Raw genomic sequence first — 14,147 nt, 5'->3', positions numbered from 1 at the left:
CCGGCCGATCCGGGCCCGCCCGGGAGGCGCCCCGGTTCAGTCGCCGATCTCCAGGATCTTCTCCCGCATCGCGTAGACCACGGCCTCCATGCGCGAATGCAGCTGCAATTTCTCGAGGATGTTGCGCACGTGGTTCTTCACGGTGTTCTCGCTGATGAACAACTGCTTGGCGATGTCGCGGTTGTTGCGCCCGGTGGCCACCAGGCGCAGCACCTCGATCTCGCGGTCGGTCAGCCGCGGCGCCGGCACCAGGCGGCGCTCGTCGTCGCGCCGGCTCATCGACTTGAACTCGGTCAGCAGCTTGACCGCCATCGACGGGCTGATCTGCGACTGCCCGTCGGCCACCGCGCGAATCGCCGAGGCCACCTCGCCGTGCGAGATCTCCTTGAGCAGATAACCGGTGGCGCCGGCCTTGATCGCGTCGTAGAGGTCGGCCTCTTCCTCACTCATCGTCAACATGATGATCTGAGTGCTGGGCGCGACCTCCTTGATCGCGGTGCACGCCTCGATGCCGCCGCGTCTGGGCATGCGCACGTCCATCAGGACGATGTCGGGCAGCAGGTCCTGCGCGGCCTCCAGCGCCTCGGCGCCGTCCCCGGCCTCGCCGACCACGGTGATATCGGGCTCCGGCGCGAGCACGATGTCCAGACCCCGGCGAAACAGATCGTGATCGTCGACCACCAGCACGCGAATCGGTTCGCCCGCTGAGCCGTGCTCCACGCGGGCCGGAACAGACTGTTCACCCACCGTGTTTCCCCCCTGGGTCGGCACGATCCGTGTCCAGGACATGATCCCACGTGATCGCCACGACGCCAGGCCCTGATGGGCGTTATGTGCGGAACGTACTTGCGAAGCGGAACATTCGCCAGGGAACGCCAGGGTCGAAGACGCAACCGACGCCGAAACCCCGAGGGGTTTCGGCGTCGAATCACGACCAGAGGGCGCGCGGCGACGGCCCGACCGCGACTACTGCGGTCCGCCGTCCTCGCGGTCCTCGGGCTTGAGGTGGATCACACCGTAGTCGTAGCCGTGCCGGCGGTACACCACACTCGGCCACCTGGTGCTCGAATCGATGAACAGATAGAAGTCGTGGCCTACCAACTCCATCTCGTACAGCGCCTGGTCGAGCGCCATCGGACGCCCGGCGTGTACCTTCTCGCGAACCACGAGGGGGCCTTCGCCATCCACCTCGATCGGGCCCGCCATGTGCGGCTGGGGCCTCAATTCGCCGTTCTTCACCGCCTCGATGTCTTCCGCGGACGCCACCACGGCCCCATTGAGCCGGTCGGCGTGATTGATCTCCGCAGTGGCCGCGCCCACCGAGACGGGGGAGCGGTGACCATGGTGCACGCGCCGCCGATCGGCGGCCTTGCGCAACTGTGCCTCGAGTCTCGCGCACGCCAGGTCGAGTGCGGCGTAGGGGTCGGACGCGGCGGCTTCGCCCCGGATGACGGGGCCACGCGTGTTCAGCGTGATCTCCACCCGGTCCGAGCGCTCCGCCAGCCGCGGGTTCCGCTCCTTGGTCACCTCCACGTCAACGCTGATCACCTTGTCGTCGAGCTTGCGGATCTTGTCCAGCTTCTCGACACAGTGCTTGCGAAAACGCTCGGGTACCTCGGTCTTGCGGCCCTTGACGACAATGTCCACGCAGAACTCCATCCATTGCGCCATGCCGGAGGGGTGGGCACCCATCCGACCGACCAGGTCGCCGACGGCCCTGCTCCGTCCCGCGCCGCCGGGCGGTCGCGGCCACCACGGCCGCCGCCTCGACTCGCCCTCCCACGGCTCGGACCGCACGGGTCGCCTCCGCGAGAGTTGCGCCGGTGGTGCAAACATCATCGACGACGATCACCACACTAATGCCCGTAAACAAGGGCGCCAACCTGTCCGAAACGATCATTGATCGGCGGACGTTCATCCTCCGTTCATGTGCCGAAAGGCCCGCCTGGTCCAGGATCCGACGGGTATGTCGCAGTGCCGGGAGCACCCGTGCAGGGACCCCGGTCGCGCGCAATCGGCCGGCCGCGCGCAGCGCCAGCTCCCTCGTGGCGTCCCGACCGCGCCGACGCACCGCGGCGCGGGTCGAGGGCACCGGGACCAACAGGCACGGACCGGCCCCGTCGGCGAGACCGGCGGTCACCGCCCGGGCCAGCGCATCCCCCAGGGGGCGGGCCAGGCGGCGCGCGCCGTGCTCCTTGTAGGCGGCGAGCACCGAGCGCACCGGCCCCTGGTAGGCGGCGACCGCATGTACGGGCGGCAGCCCCTCGGGCGCGGGCACCGGGTCGGCCGGCCGCGGCGCCGGGAGGAACACCCCCCGACAGGCGGCGCACAACTGCGCGCCGGGTGCGGCGCAGCCCGCGCAGCACACGGGCAACACCAGGTCGGCCCATGTCGCGAGCACCCGACGCCGTTCCATACCCCCAAGCTCGCACGCCCGGCCCCGAAACGGACCGGCCGCACGCGCAACCACCCGATCCGGTCATGGCGCGCCGTGGCGGATGGGCCCCGGGGCGGGGGCGGGCCGTGGGCGCGGACGGGCTCCGGGCGGGCGCGCTACCCCGGGTAGACCGGGTACGTGCCGCTGTGCACCTTGATCCAGTTGTTGCCCTGGGACAGCTGGTAGATGTTCTGCTCACCGGAGTCGGCCAGCAGCGGCTGGTCGGCGCCGTCCGGCGCGGCGATGTGCAGCATGCCGTTGACCGAGGCGACCGAGATCGAGATGCCGCCGTCGATGTCCACGATCTGCGGCTGCAGCGCGCCCTGGCCCTCCTTGCCCAGCACCACCAGCCGGTCCGGACCGTTCCACGAGATCGCCTTGACCTCGACCAACGAGGGCAGCACCGAGCGCGGCGCGGCGATGGTGATGGCCGGCACCCCGTTGCTCACGCGCCGCTCGACCCGGCCGACCAGCACCTGCCCGGTGTTCAGGACCAGCGCCGCCCGCACACCGTCCGAGGACAACCGCAGGTCGGTGATCCGGGCCGCGGTGATGCCCTCCACGTCGACCGCGACCTTGGTGACCTGGCGCCGCTCGTCCTCGTACAGCGCCAGCACCTGCTCGGCGTTCTTGGTGTGATCCAGCGCCCACAACACGCCGCGGCCGTCCCAGGTCGGGCTCGACAACGACCCGGGCGAGGTGTTCAGCCACTCCTGGGCCTCGCCGTGACCGTCCACGTCGCCGACCCACAACTTGCGCCCGCCGGTGTCGATGCCCGCGATCCGGCGCCGGAACTGGTCCCGCGAGACGGCGATCTGGTCCACCTTGTAGGTGCCGTCGCCGAAGGGTCCCGGCAGCGCGGGCGGGTTGCCGTTCGCGCCGGGCACCACGTTGACCATGCCGCCCTTGGCGATGAAGTAGCCGGTGGGCCCGGGCGTCTTGGCCGCCCGCGTGGGGTCGTAGTGCGCCGCGTCGTCGTCGGAGAGCAGGCACATCGGCGCGCCGCCTCCGGTGATCGAGACCGAGTCCACCCCCGATACCTGGCGCAGCGTGAACAGCAGTTGCGCGGCCATGCGCTCGCAGCCCTTGCCCTGCGCGAGTCTGGCCTGCCGGTTGAGCTGGACCCGGGCGGTGCGGTTGTCCTCGATCGACACCACCCGGTCGGCGGGCTCGGTACCGGCGGGGAAGGCGGTCTCCACCACCGGCCGCAGCCAGTCGGTGGGACCGTTCACCAGTTGCCGCACCAGCGCCGAGGTCAGTCCCACCCGGCTGCGCAGATAGACCGGATCGGGCACCAGGACGTCCTGGCCCAGCGGCATCGAGGTGGCGAACCAGTAGGTGTTGACCGACCGGTAGATCCGGTGGAACTCGGCGTTGGACAGGATCAGCCCGTCGGGCAGGTCGGCGATCCGCCACTGGTTGTCGCTGCCCAGGCGCAATTGCAGGGTGGCCAGGTAGGGCGCGCCCGCCTGCTGTTCGGGCTGGTAGGCGTTGCGGCTGTCGACGGTGCCCACCCGGGTGCCGGAGACCTCGGCCCGATAGGTCCGCTCGTCGGCGCCGGCCACGAGTTCGATCTTCGCGATCGTGTTGAGCACCACGACCTCGCGCGTGGGCACCCACTTGGCCCGGGCCTCCGGGGTCAGGTAGGCGCGCGCGGTGGTGTAGTCGGGTTCGTCGCTGGTGACCGCCTCCAGGAAGCCGGCCACCATGCCGTGCGGCTGCTCGCCGGGCTTGGGCGGCACGGCGAACACCCGCACCTGCTGCTCCGGGCCCTGGTCCTTGGTGCCGCCCTTGGCCGCCTCGCGCACACTGCCGCTGTGCGGCATCGACGCACACGCACTGAGCGCGCACAGCACGCACACCAGGGCCAGGAACGGGGTGATCCGCCTCATCGACTGCCTCCCGCGGAACCGGCCGTACGTACGCCGCGCCGATACGGCGAGCCCGCCGGACCCAGGCCCCGATTGGCCCGCGAGTCCTCGGGCTCCAACGGCAGCGGGGAGCGCACCAGCTCGCCGCCCGCGGTCTTGGGCAGGCTCAGCCGGAACTGCGAGCCGCCGCCCGGCTCGCCCCAGGCCTGGAGCCAGCCGCCGTGCAGATGCGCGTCCTCGAGCGCAATGGACAGGCCCAGGCCGGTGCCGCCGGTGGTCCGCGCCCTGGCCGGGTCGGCCCGCCAGAACCGGGCGAACACCAGCGAGGACTCGCCGGGCTTGAGGCCCACGCCGTAGTCGCGCACGGCCACCGCGACCGAGTCCTCGCCGGCGGCGACGGTGACCACCACGTCGTGCCCCTCGCCGTGCTCGATCGCGTTGACCACCAGATTGCGCAGCACCCGGTCGATCCGCCGGGGATCGACCTCGGCCACGCACGGCTTGTCCGGCACGCGCACCACGAGCCGACTGCCGCGCCGCTCGGCCAGCGGCTCGGCGCCCTCCACCACCCGGCGCACCAGGTCGCGCAGGTCCACCGGCTCGGCGTCGAGCACCGCCGCGCCCGCGTCGAACCGGCTGATCTCCAACAGGTCCGACAGCAGCGCCTCGAACCGGTCCAGCTGGTTCTGCAACAGTTCGGCCGAGCGCCGGGTGGCCGGGTCGAAGTCCTCGCGCGCCTCGTGCAGCACGTCGGCGGCCATCCGCACGGTGGTCAGCGGAGTGCGCAGTTCGTGCGAGACGTCGGAGACGAACCGGCGCTGCACCCGGGACAACTCCTCCAGCTGTCTGATCTGGTTCTGCAGGTTGGACGCCATCTTGTTGAACGACGAGCCCAGCCGGGCCAGGTCGTCCGCGCCGACCACCCGCATCCGCTCCTCCAGCCGGCCCGCCGCCAACCGCTCGGCGATCCGGGCCGCCATCCGCACCGGGGTGACCACCCATCGGGTCACCAGCGCCGCGATCGCCACCAGGAGCAGCACGAGGAAGACCCCGGCGGTGGCCAGCGTGCTGCGCACCAGGCCCAGGGTCTTCTCCTCGGGACCGAAGGAGAAGAAGTAGTACAGCTGGTACGACCCCCCGTCGGGGTCCTCCAACTGGGCGCCGACCACCAGGCCGGCCTCGCGGGTGGTCTCCGCCGGACCCTCGCCGTGCTGGCTCTCGCGCACGATCTGGGTGTACTGGAGCAGCGCCACCCCGTGTTTGAGGCCGACCTCGCGGCGCAGTTCGGCCGGCACGCTTTCGTCGGGGACCACGTCGCCGGACGCGCGGGGGCTGCGGCCGGACCCGGGTGGGCTGTCCACCGTGTCCTGACTCGTCGCGGCCACGTCGTACACCCCCTGGCCGCCGCTGGAGAGCTGCTTGACCAGCGCATTGAGCCAGTCGCCGGTGTTGACCCGGTTGCCGCCGGCCGGCGTGCCGGCGGGCATGCCGGTGGGCATGCCGGTGGGCACCTGGACGTGCCGGCCCGGGCTGGTGGCGATCTCGTCGGCCTGCGCGCGGGCATCGGCGAAGCCGCCCTGGGCCTGGGACCGGGCGGAGGCCACCTTCGCGTCGAGCAGGCCGTTGCGGACCTGGCCGACCACCACCACGCCGAGCAGCACCGTGACGGCGACGGACAGCACGAGGGTGGTGGCCACGACGCGGAACTGGATCGATCTGTTCCACAGCGCCATGACCCGGCCCACGCCGCCGCGCACACGACGCAGGGCGAGGGACCAGGCCGACGGGGAGGGCGACCGCTGTGCGGTGCTCACCGGGACGATCTCAAGGTCAGGCCGGTCCCGCCTTGTAGCCGACCCCGCGCACCGTGACCACCGTCTCCGGACGCTCGGGGTCACGCTCGATCTTCGAGCGCAGCCGCTGGACGTGGACGTTCACCAGGCGGGTGTCGGCCGCGTGTCGGTATCCCCAGACCTGTTCGAGCAGTACCTCGCGGGTGAACACCTGCCAGGGCTTGCGGGCGAGTGCGACAAGGAGGTCGAACTCCAGCGGGGTCAGTGCGATGTTCTGCCCGTCCCGCTTCACGGCATGGCCGGCCACGTCGATCACCAGATCGCCGATCACCAGTTGCTCCGGGGTGGGTTCCTCGGCTCTGCGCAGGCGGGCCCGCACACGAGCGACAAGCTCCTTGGGCTTGAACGGTTTGATCACATAGTCGTCTGCTCCGGACTCCAGGCCGACCACGACGTCGACCGTGTCGCTCTTGGCGGTGAGCATCACGATCGGCACGCCGGACTCGGCACGGATCTGGCGGCAGACGTCGATGCCGTCGCGGCCGGGCAGCATCAGGTCGAGCAGCACCAGGTCCGGTTTGACGTCCCGGAATGCCTGGAGTGCCTTGTCGCCGTCCGCCACGAACGACGGCTCGAACCCTTCGCCACGCAGCACGATGCCGAGCATCTCGGACAGTGCGGTGTCGTCGTCAACGATGAGGACGCGTCCCTTCATGTGCCTCATCGTCGCATTACCGGATTGTGACCTGCACTCATCCGACCGATTCCGGCCGCGTCCTCGGGTGACAAAACGTACTTTTCTCTGACGATTGGCACGCCCAGGGAGTGCGGAGTCACCCCGAATGCCGGAAGGTACGCCGTCCCGACCGGGCACGCAACGGACGTTTCGGGCCACCGACACGACCCTCGCGGCCCGCGCCGGGCGGCATCCGGAACGTGCGACCGGGCGCCCGTCGTTGTCCACCCGGCCGGCCCGCCCGGCCCGTCGTTCGGATCCGCCGGCCGCCCGTTCACCAAGGGGCCACACGGGCATGCCACGATGAGTCACCACCCATCAGGACGAGGAGCGCAATCGACATGACGGACTCGCCCGGCCGGCCCACCCCGGACGCCCCGGGGCCGGACGCAGCACGCCCGGCGGACGACGCCACGTCACCCGACCGATCCGCGCCCGAGCCCGCAACGCCGCCGGCGGCGGCCGAGCCGACCCCGGCCGCGGATGGACCGACCGCCCCCGAGCCGACCCCCTCGGGCGAGGCCGCGTCCTCGGATGGGCCGGTCGAGGCGAACGGTCCCGCCACCTCGGACCGCTCGGAGGCCGCGGACGATCGCGCCGCCTCGGACGGGCCGGCCGCCTCGGACCGGCGGACCTCGCTCGACAAGCCCGCCGGCCCGGAGTCCGACCGGCCCGCACCGCAGGCCCCCGCACCGGGCTGGGCGCCGGTCCAGCCCCCCGCCGCCGGTTGGGGGCCGCCGCACCAGGGCCCGGCCGCCGGCTGGGGACCCCCGCACCAGGGCGCCGATCACCCCGGCGCCGCATCCGACCCGCGCTGGGGCGGCACCCAGCCCCTCTGGGGCGCGCCCCCCGGCTGGAACGGCCCCTACGTCCAGGCCGCCAAGCCCGGCGTGATCCCGCTGCGCCCGCTGAGCGTCGGCGAGATCCTGGACGGCGCGTTCGCCGCGATGCGCACCCACTGGAAGGTCATGATCGGCATCGCCGTCGTGATCGCCCTGCTCACCCAGTGCCTCGAAGTACCGGCCACCTGGCTGCTCAACCGCGAGTTCTCCCCCGGCGACCTCTCCGACGACCCCACCGGGGAGGAGTTGTGGCGCTACCTGCGCGACACCTTCGCCATCCTGATCGTGCCGATCGTGGTCTCCACCCTCGGCCAGATCGCCGCCACCGGGATGCTCACCGTCGTGGTCAGCCGCGCGGTGATCGCCAAGTCCATGACGGCGGCGCAGGCCTGGAAGGCGGTCCGCCCACTGCTGCCGCGCCTGCTCGGGGTCACCTTCGCGACCTGGCTGGTCCCGGTCGGCACGCTGCTCGTGGCGATTCTGCCGGGTCTGGCCCTGCTGGCCGTCGGCGCCGACGGGCTCGGCGCGCTGCTGCTGCTCCCCGGCCTGATCGGCGGCATCGTCGCGGCGATCTACCTGTACGTCTGCCTCACCCTCGCCGGGCCCGTCCTGATGCTGGAGAAGCAGACGGTCCGCAAGGCTCTGGAGCGCTCGCGCAAGCTCGTCACCGGCTCGTGGTGGCGCGTGTGCGGCATCCTGCTGCTGATCTCGCTGATCATGGCGATCGTCGGCGGCATCATCCAGATGCCGTTCCTGCTCCTCTCCGACGGCTTCACGGCGATCACCGCCTCCAAGACGTCCGACATCCCCGACCCCACGTTCGTCGACCTGCTGATCACCGGCATCGGCGCGGTGATCTCCTCCGCGCTGCTGTACCCGTTCGCCGCCGGCGCGACCGCGCTGCTCTACATCGACCAGCGCATCCGCCGCGAGGCACTCGACCTCGAACTCGCCCGCGCGGCCGGCGTCCTGGACGAGGAGACCGGCACCGGGTCGGCCGCGGGACCCACGCCCGCGTGACCCGACTCGCGCTCGCGCTCCCGCTCCTGCCCCGGGACTGGGAACCGGTGGACATCCCGCGCGACGACGCGCGGGATGCCGCCCGGGACGAGCTGTCCCGGGTCGAGTACCACCGCGACGACCCCCACCCGCTCCGCCGGATCCTGGACTGGCTCTTCGACCGCCTCGGCGACCTGCTCTCCCGGGCGGGCGACAACACCCCCGGCGGGTTCACCGGCCTCGCGGTAATCGTGCTCGTGCCGGCCGTCGCGCTCGTCCTGCTGCGGCTGCGGCTCGGGCCGCTGCGCGCGGCCCGGCGCGCCGAGTCGCCGCTGTACGGCGAGCACGGCCCGATGCCGGCCGCCCGACACCGCGCCGCGGCCGACGCGCACGCCGCGGCCGGCCGCTGGGACGAGGCGGTCCGGGAACGATTCCGCGCGATCGTGCGGGACCTGGAGGAACGCGCCGTGCTGGACGTACGCCCGGGCCGCACCGCCGACGAGGCCGCCGTCGAGGGCGGTCGGGTGCTGCCCGAGGTCGCCGCGGACCTGCGCGCCGCGGCCACGATCTTCGACGACGTGCACTACGGCGGCCGGACCGCCGACCGGGCCCTGGACGACCGGTTGCGCGACCTCGACACCCGCTGCGCCGCCGCCCGCCCACGCGCCGCCGAACGGATCCCCGGATGAGCGCCGACCCGGCGGCCCCCGGCGCGTCGAGCCCCGCGGAGCCGGACTCCCCCGCGCCGGACAACTCAGATACCTCGGGCACCGCCGGATCCGGCCCCGCCCTGCCCCCGCCCGCCCCCCTCGGCCGCACCGCCGAGCAGACCTGGCGCCGCCTGCGCGTCCCGCTCGCGCTGGTCGCCCTCGTGGTCATCGTCGTCTCCGCCCTCGTGCTGATCCAGGGCGACCGCCACGAGGGCCGCCTGGACCCGCGCTCGACCGGCAAGGCCGGCAGCAAGGCGGTGGCCCAACTGCTGCGCGCCCGAGGCGTCGAGGTGGAACTGGTCCGCTCGGCCGACGAGGCGGAGCGGGCGATCCGCCCCGACACCACGCTCGTGGTGGCCTACCCCGACCTGCTCACCGACGCGCACCTGGCCCGCCTCGCCGCCGCCGCGCCGGCCCGCACCGTGCTGATCCGCCCCGACGAGGCCGCCCTCGACGCGCTGGCCCCCGGCGTACGCACCGCCCGCGACACCTCCGGCCGCAAGCTGGATCCGGACTGCCGGCTCCCGGCGGCACAACGCGCGGGCAGCGCCGACGTCGGCGGCGGGCGCTTCGACATCGGCCCGTTCCCCGCCGCCACCGGCTGCTACCCGTACGCGGGGCTGCCCACCCTGGTGCTCGCTCCGGCCGGCCCCGGCCGGGACACGGTCGTGCTCGGCTCCGGCGGCATGCTCACCAACGACCGCCTGGACGCGCACGGCAACGCCGCGCTGGCCCTGAACCTGCTCGGTGCCCACCCGCGCCTGGTCTGGTACCTGCCCGGCAGCGGCGAACTCCCGCCCGCCGACGACTCGTTGTGGGACCTGCTCCCCGCCGGCTGGCGCTGGGGGGCGGCCCAACTGGCCGTCGCCGCCGTCCTGCTCGCGCTGTGGCGGGCCCGCCGGCTGGGCCCGGTCGTGGCCGAACCGCTGCCGGTCGTGGTCCGCGCCGCCGAGACCGTCGAGGGCCGCGCCCGGCTGTACCGCCGCGGCCGGGCCCGGGACACGGCCGCCGAACTGCTCCGCGCCGCCGCCCGCGAACGCCTCGCGCGCCTGCTCGGCGCCGACACCGGCGAGGCCGCGCTGATCGCGGCGATCACCGCCCGCACCGACCACACGTCCGCACACGTGCACGCCCTGTTGTACGGTGCGATCCCGGAGAGCGACGAGGCCCTCGTCACCCTGTCCGCCGACCTCGACGCGCTGATAAGGCAGGTACGCACGACGTGAGCGCACCCGAGCAGACCCGCGGGGCGCGCGACGCCCTCGAAGCCCTGCGCGGCGAGATCGGCAAGGCCGTGGTCGGCCAGGACGCCGCCGTCACCGGCCTGGTGATCGCCCTGTTGTGCCGGGGCCACGTGCTCCTGGAGGGCGTACCCGGCACGGCCAAGACGCTGATGGTGCGCGCCCTCGCCCGCAGCCTCGAACTGACCACCACCCGCGTGCAGTTCACCCCGGACCTGATGCCGGGCGACGTCACCGGCTCGATGGTCTACGACGCGCGCACCGCCGCGTTCTCGTTCCGCGAGGGCCCGGTGTTCACCAATCTGCTGCTCGCCGACGAGATCAACCGCACCCCGCCCAAGACCCAGGCCGCACTGCTCGAGGCGATGGAGGAGCGGCAGGTCTCGGTCGACGGCACCACCCGCCCGCTGCCCGACCCGTTCCTGGTCGCCGCGACGCAGAACCCGATCGAGTACGAGGGCACCTACCCGCTGCCCGAGGCCCAGTTGGACCGGTTCCTGCTCAAGCTCACCCTGCCACTGCCCGAACGCGACGACGAGATCACCGTGTTGCGCCGACACGCGGGGGGTTTCGACCCGCGCGACCTCGCCGCCGCGGGTGTCCGTCCCGTGGCGGGCGCCGACGATCTGGCCGCGGGCCGCCGAGCGGTCGCCGAACTGCGCGTCGAGCCGGAGGTGCTGGCCTACGTCGTCGACGTCTGCCGGGCCACCCGCACCTCCCCGTCGCTGGCCATGGGCGTCTCCCCGCGCGGCGCCACCGCACTGCTGGCCGCCGCCCGCGCGTGGGCCTGGCTCGCCGGCCGGGACTACGTCACCCCCGACGACGTCAAGGCGCTGGCCCGCCCGGCGCTGCGCCACCGGGTCCGACTGCGCGCCGAGGCCGAGATGGAGGGCGTGACCCCCGACATGGTGATCGACTCCGTACTGGCCCACACCCCGGTCCCGCGTTAACCGCCGATGGCCCTGACCGGACGCGCCGTACTGGCCGCGGCAATCGGCGTATTGGTGGTCGGCCTGCTGCTGCCCTCGCTGCTCGGCCTGGCCGTGGTCGAGGGCCTGCTCCTGCTCGGCGTACTCACCGACCTGCTGCTCGCCGCCGGCGTCCGCGACCTGACCTTCACCCGCGCCGGCGACACCGCGGTCCGCCTCGGCGAACCCGCCGAGGTGACGCTGACCGTGACCAACCCCGGCACCCGGGCGCTGCGCGGCCGACTGCGCGACGCCTGGCCGCCGAGCACCGGCACCACCACACAGCGCCACGACCTGGCCGTACCCGCCGGCGAACGCCGCCGGGTCACCACCACGATGACCCCGACCCGCCGCGGCGACCGGCACGCCCACCGGGTCACCGTGCGCTCCGTCGGCCCACTCGGCCTGGCCGCCCGGCAGGGCTCGCACCTGGTGCCGTGGCGCCTGCGCGTCCTGCCCGGTTTCCCCAGCCGCCGCCTGCTCCCCTCCAAGCTGGAACGCCTGCGCGAACTCGACGGCCGCTCGGCCCTGCTCACCCGGGGCGCCGGCACCGAATTCGACACGCTCCGCGAGTACGTGCCCGGCGACGACGCGAAGTCGATCGACTGGCGCGCCTCCGCCCGCAACCAGGGCGTCGTGGTGCGCACATGGCGCCCGGAACGCGACCGGCACATCCTGGTCGTCCTGGACACCGGCCGCACCTCCGCGGGCCGGATCGGCGACATCCCGCGCCTGGACGCCGCGATGGACGCGAGCCTGCTGCTGACGGCGGTGGCCAACCACGCGGGCGACCGGGTCGACCTGCTCGCCTACGACCGCCGGGTCCGCGCCGAGGTCCGCCGCGCGCCCCGAAACGGGATACTCCCCGCCTTCGTCCAGGCAATGGCCACGCTGGAACCGGAGTTGGTCGAACCCGACGCCCGCGGCCTGGTCGCGGAAATCCTCCGCCGCTCGCCGCGCCGCTCACTGATCGTGCTGATGACCGGCCTGGAACGCGAGGCGGTCCAGGAAGGCATCCTGCCGGTACTCCCGCAACTGGCCGCCCGACACGAGGTGATCGTGGCCGCGGTCGCCGACCCGGCGATCACCCGCATGGCCGCCCACCGAGGCGACGCGACCGCCGTCTACGAAGCCGCCGCCGCGGAAAAAGAGTTGGCCGAACGCCGCACCACAGCCGCCGAACTCCGCCGCCGAAACGTCACGGTGGTGGACGCCCCGCCGGGCGAACTGGCGTCGGCGGTCACGGACATGTACCTGGCGCTGAAGCTGGCGGGCCGGTTGTAGAAGCCCGAAGCCGGGGCGAACCCATCACCGCTACCCACCGGGAACAAGGTGTCCGTTCTCCCGTTCGGGTTCCTCGGCGCCTCCCCGAGTGGGCCGAGCGCTTCCGGCGCCCGTTGCGCTGTTGCTTGCGGGCCTGCTTGGTGCGGGCCTGATCCGGGTCGTGGGGGTGGGCCGGTGGCGGGGTGTGGGCTTCGGGGTGGGGCTTGTGTCGGGGCGGGTGCCCGGGTCGGGGGAAAGGCGGCCCGCGGCGGGTGGCAGAGGAGGGGGTCGGGTTGGGTTCCGCCGGTCGTGCGTTCCGGAGTGGGTCGGGTCCTCTTCGGCGTGTGTTGGGCTTGGGGTTGCGGGTGGCCGGTGCGGGGCGGGTTCGGGTCGCGGGGGTGGGCCGGCGCCGGTGTGGGCTTCGGGGTGTGGGCTTGCGTCGGGGCGGGTGCCCGGGTCGGGGGAAAAGCGACCGGCGGCGGGTGGCCGGGAGGGGGGTCGGGTTGGGTTCCGCCGGTCGTGCGTTCGCGGGTGGGTCGGGTTTGTTTCGGCGGGGCTTGTGCTTGGGTTGCGGGGGAGCTTGCCGAGTGGGTCAGGGATGTCGGGGGGCGTGGGAGCGGGGCTGGGGTTCAGAACCGGTTCCCGGGCGGGTGGTTGTGGGCTTCGAGCCTCGGTGACCTGGGGTTTTGCGTTGTCGGGGCGGAAAGTCGGGTGCCGAGTGGCGGTTTCGTGCGCTCCGGCCCCGTCAACGCCGCTGCAGAGACCAAAACCGCCCACTCGCAGCGACTGAGGAGACCGAAAGTGTCCAGCGAGAGTCGAAACCGGATCCCGAGAGACCTCAAGTGCTCCCCTTTCTCCGCTGACCTGCGGTTTTCTCTCCCACCGAGGCCACGACACCCCACGCCGTCCGGTTTCGTGAACCCCCGCCACCCACACACGTCTGCCGCGCCTCGAAATGCCTTGCCCGACCCACTCGGGAAGGCCGCCTGGAGGACTCGACCCGAGCCCCCTCCAGCTCCCTGCTGCCGGCCGGTTTTCGCCGAGCAACACGCGCGCCTCGCCGAAGACCGGCGGTCTCGGATCCCCGGCGCCGGCGGCGGCCCACCACCCACTTCGGCCGACTCCGCACCGGCCACCCGCAACCCCAAGCCCAACACACGCCGAAGAGGAACCCGACCCACTCGGGAACGCCCGCCCGGCGGAACCCAACCCGACCCCCCTCCCGGCCACCCGCCGCGGGCCGCTTTTCCCCCGACCCGGGCACCCGCCCCGACGCAAGCCCCACCC

11 protein-coding genes are annotated in these 14,147 nt (G+C 73.0%); 5 read left to right on the top strand and 6 right to left on the bottom strand.

Annotation, left to right across the window (positions count from 1 at the left end):
* Positions 1–36: 36 nt before the first annotated feature.
* The 6 genes from ACFXKZ_RS22310 to mtrA form a co-directional block, all read right to left on the bottom strand.
* On the bottom strand, positions 37–747 hold the full coding sequence (locus ACFXKZ_RS22310; RefSeq protein WP_246127381.1) for a response regulator transcription factor: 711 nt from the start codon (positions 745–747) through the stop codon (positions 37–39).
* Between the two features lie 219 nt (positions 748–966).
* Positions 967–1,647, bottom strand: a complete 681-nt coding sequence (hpf, locus tag ACFXKZ_RS22305) for a ribosome hibernation-promoting factor, HPF/YfiA family (RefSeq protein WP_380002683.1) — start codon at positions 1,645–1,647, stop codon at positions 967–969.
* A complete protein-coding gene (locus ACFXKZ_RS22300) occupies positions 1,535–1,900 on the bottom strand; it encodes a phosphoribosyltransferase family protein (protein ID WP_380003142.1) in 366 nt (121 codons plus the stop codon). The genes hpf and ACFXKZ_RS22300 overlap by 113 nt, the downstream gene beginning before the upstream one ends.
* Before the next feature lie 653 nt (positions 1,901–2,553).
* Positions 2,554–4,329, bottom strand: coding sequence for an LpqB family beta-propeller domain-containing protein (locus ACFXKZ_RS22295; protein ID WP_380002682.1), 1,776 nt, complete (start codon positions 4,327–4,329; stop codon positions 2,554–2,556).
* Entirely contained in the window at positions 4,326–6,122 is a 1,797-nt protein-coding gene (mtrB, locus tag ACFXKZ_RS22290; protein WP_380002681.1) for an MtrAB system histidine kinase MtrB, read from the bottom strand. Before mtrB ends, ACFXKZ_RS22295 begins: the two co-directional genes overlap by 4 nt.
* A gap of 16 nt (positions 6,123–6,138) precedes the next feature.
* The gene (gene mtrA / locus ACFXKZ_RS22285) at positions 6,139–6,816 is read right to left on the bottom strand and encodes an MtrAB system response regulator MtrA (RefSeq protein ID WP_026219725.1); all 678 of its coding nucleotides are present in this window, start codon (positions 6,814–6,816) and stop codon (positions 6,139–6,141) included.
* Positions 6,817–7,178: 362 nt separating this feature from the next.
* Between mtrA and ACFXKZ_RS22280 the strand changes: the two genes are divergently transcribed.
* Genes ACFXKZ_RS22280 through ACFXKZ_RS22260 form a run of 5 tightly spaced genes read left to right on the top strand, consistent with a single transcriptional unit; the run spans position 7,179 to position 12,881 of the window.
* Positions 7,179–8,699 carry a hypothetical protein gene (locus ACFXKZ_RS22280; RefSeq protein ID WP_380002680.1) on the top strand — a complete coding sequence of 507 codons (1,521 nt, stop codon included), beginning with the start codon at positions 7,179–7,181 and terminating at the stop codon, positions 8,697–8,699.
* On the top strand, positions 8,696–9,367 hold the full coding sequence (locus ACFXKZ_RS22275; protein WP_380002679.1) for a DUF4129 domain-containing protein: 672 nt from the start codon (positions 8,696–8,698) through the stop codon (positions 9,365–9,367). Before ACFXKZ_RS22280 ends, ACFXKZ_RS22275 begins: the two co-directional genes overlap by 4 nt.
* Entirely contained in the window at positions 9,364–10,614 is a 1,251-nt protein-coding gene (locus tag ACFXKZ_RS22270; RefSeq protein WP_380002678.1) for a DUF4350 domain-containing protein, read from the top strand. Before ACFXKZ_RS22275 ends, ACFXKZ_RS22270 begins: the two co-directional genes overlap by 4 nt.
* A complete protein-coding gene (locus ACFXKZ_RS22265) occupies positions 10,611–11,579 on the top strand; it encodes an AAA family ATPase (protein ID WP_380002677.1) in 969 nt (322 codons plus the stop codon). The genes ACFXKZ_RS22270 and ACFXKZ_RS22265 overlap by 4 nt, the downstream gene beginning before the upstream one ends.
* Positions 11,580–11,585: 6 nt before the next feature.
* A complete protein-coding gene (locus tag ACFXKZ_RS22260) occupies positions 11,586–12,881 on the top strand; it encodes a DUF58 domain-containing protein (protein ID WP_380002675.1) in 1,296 nt (431 codons plus the stop codon).
* Positions 12,882–14,147: the final 1,266 nt, after the last annotated feature.

This window comes from Embleya sp. NPDC059237, from assembly GCF_042754105.1.
In the GTDB taxonomy this organism is placed as follows: domain Bacteria; phylum Actinomycetota; class Actinomycetes; order Streptomycetales; family Streptomycetaceae; genus Embleya.
The sequence above is the reverse complement of the archived record's forward strand: the minus strand, read 5'-3'. Positions and strand labels throughout refer to the sequence as shown.

Excerpts from the sequence above, each read along its gene's own strand:
- mtrA (WP_026219725.1), bottom strand. The coding sequence starts at position 6,816 with ATGAAGGGACGCGTCCTCATCGTTGACGACGACACCGCACTGTCCGAG.
- ACFXKZ_RS22295 (WP_380002682.1), bottom strand. The coding sequence starts at position 4,329 with ATGAGGCGGATCACCCCGTTCCTGGCCCTGGTGTGCGTGCTGTGCGCG.
- ACFXKZ_RS22270 (WP_380002678.1), top strand. The coding sequence starts at position 9,364 with ATGAGCGCCGACCCGGCGGCCCCCGGCGCGTCGAGCCCCGCGGAGCCG.
- ACFXKZ_RS22300 (WP_380003142.1), bottom strand. The coding sequence starts at position 1,900 with ATGATCGTTTCGGACAGGTTGGCGCCCTTGTTTACGGGCATTAGTGTG.
- ACFXKZ_RS22260 (WP_380002675.1), top strand. The coding sequence starts at position 11,586 with ATGGCCCTGACCGGACGCGCCGTACTGGCCGCGGCAATCGGCGTATTG.
- ACFXKZ_RS22280 (WP_380002680.1), top strand. The coding sequence starts at position 7,179 with ATGACGGACTCGCCCGGCCGGCCCACCCCGGACGCCCCGGGGCCGGAC.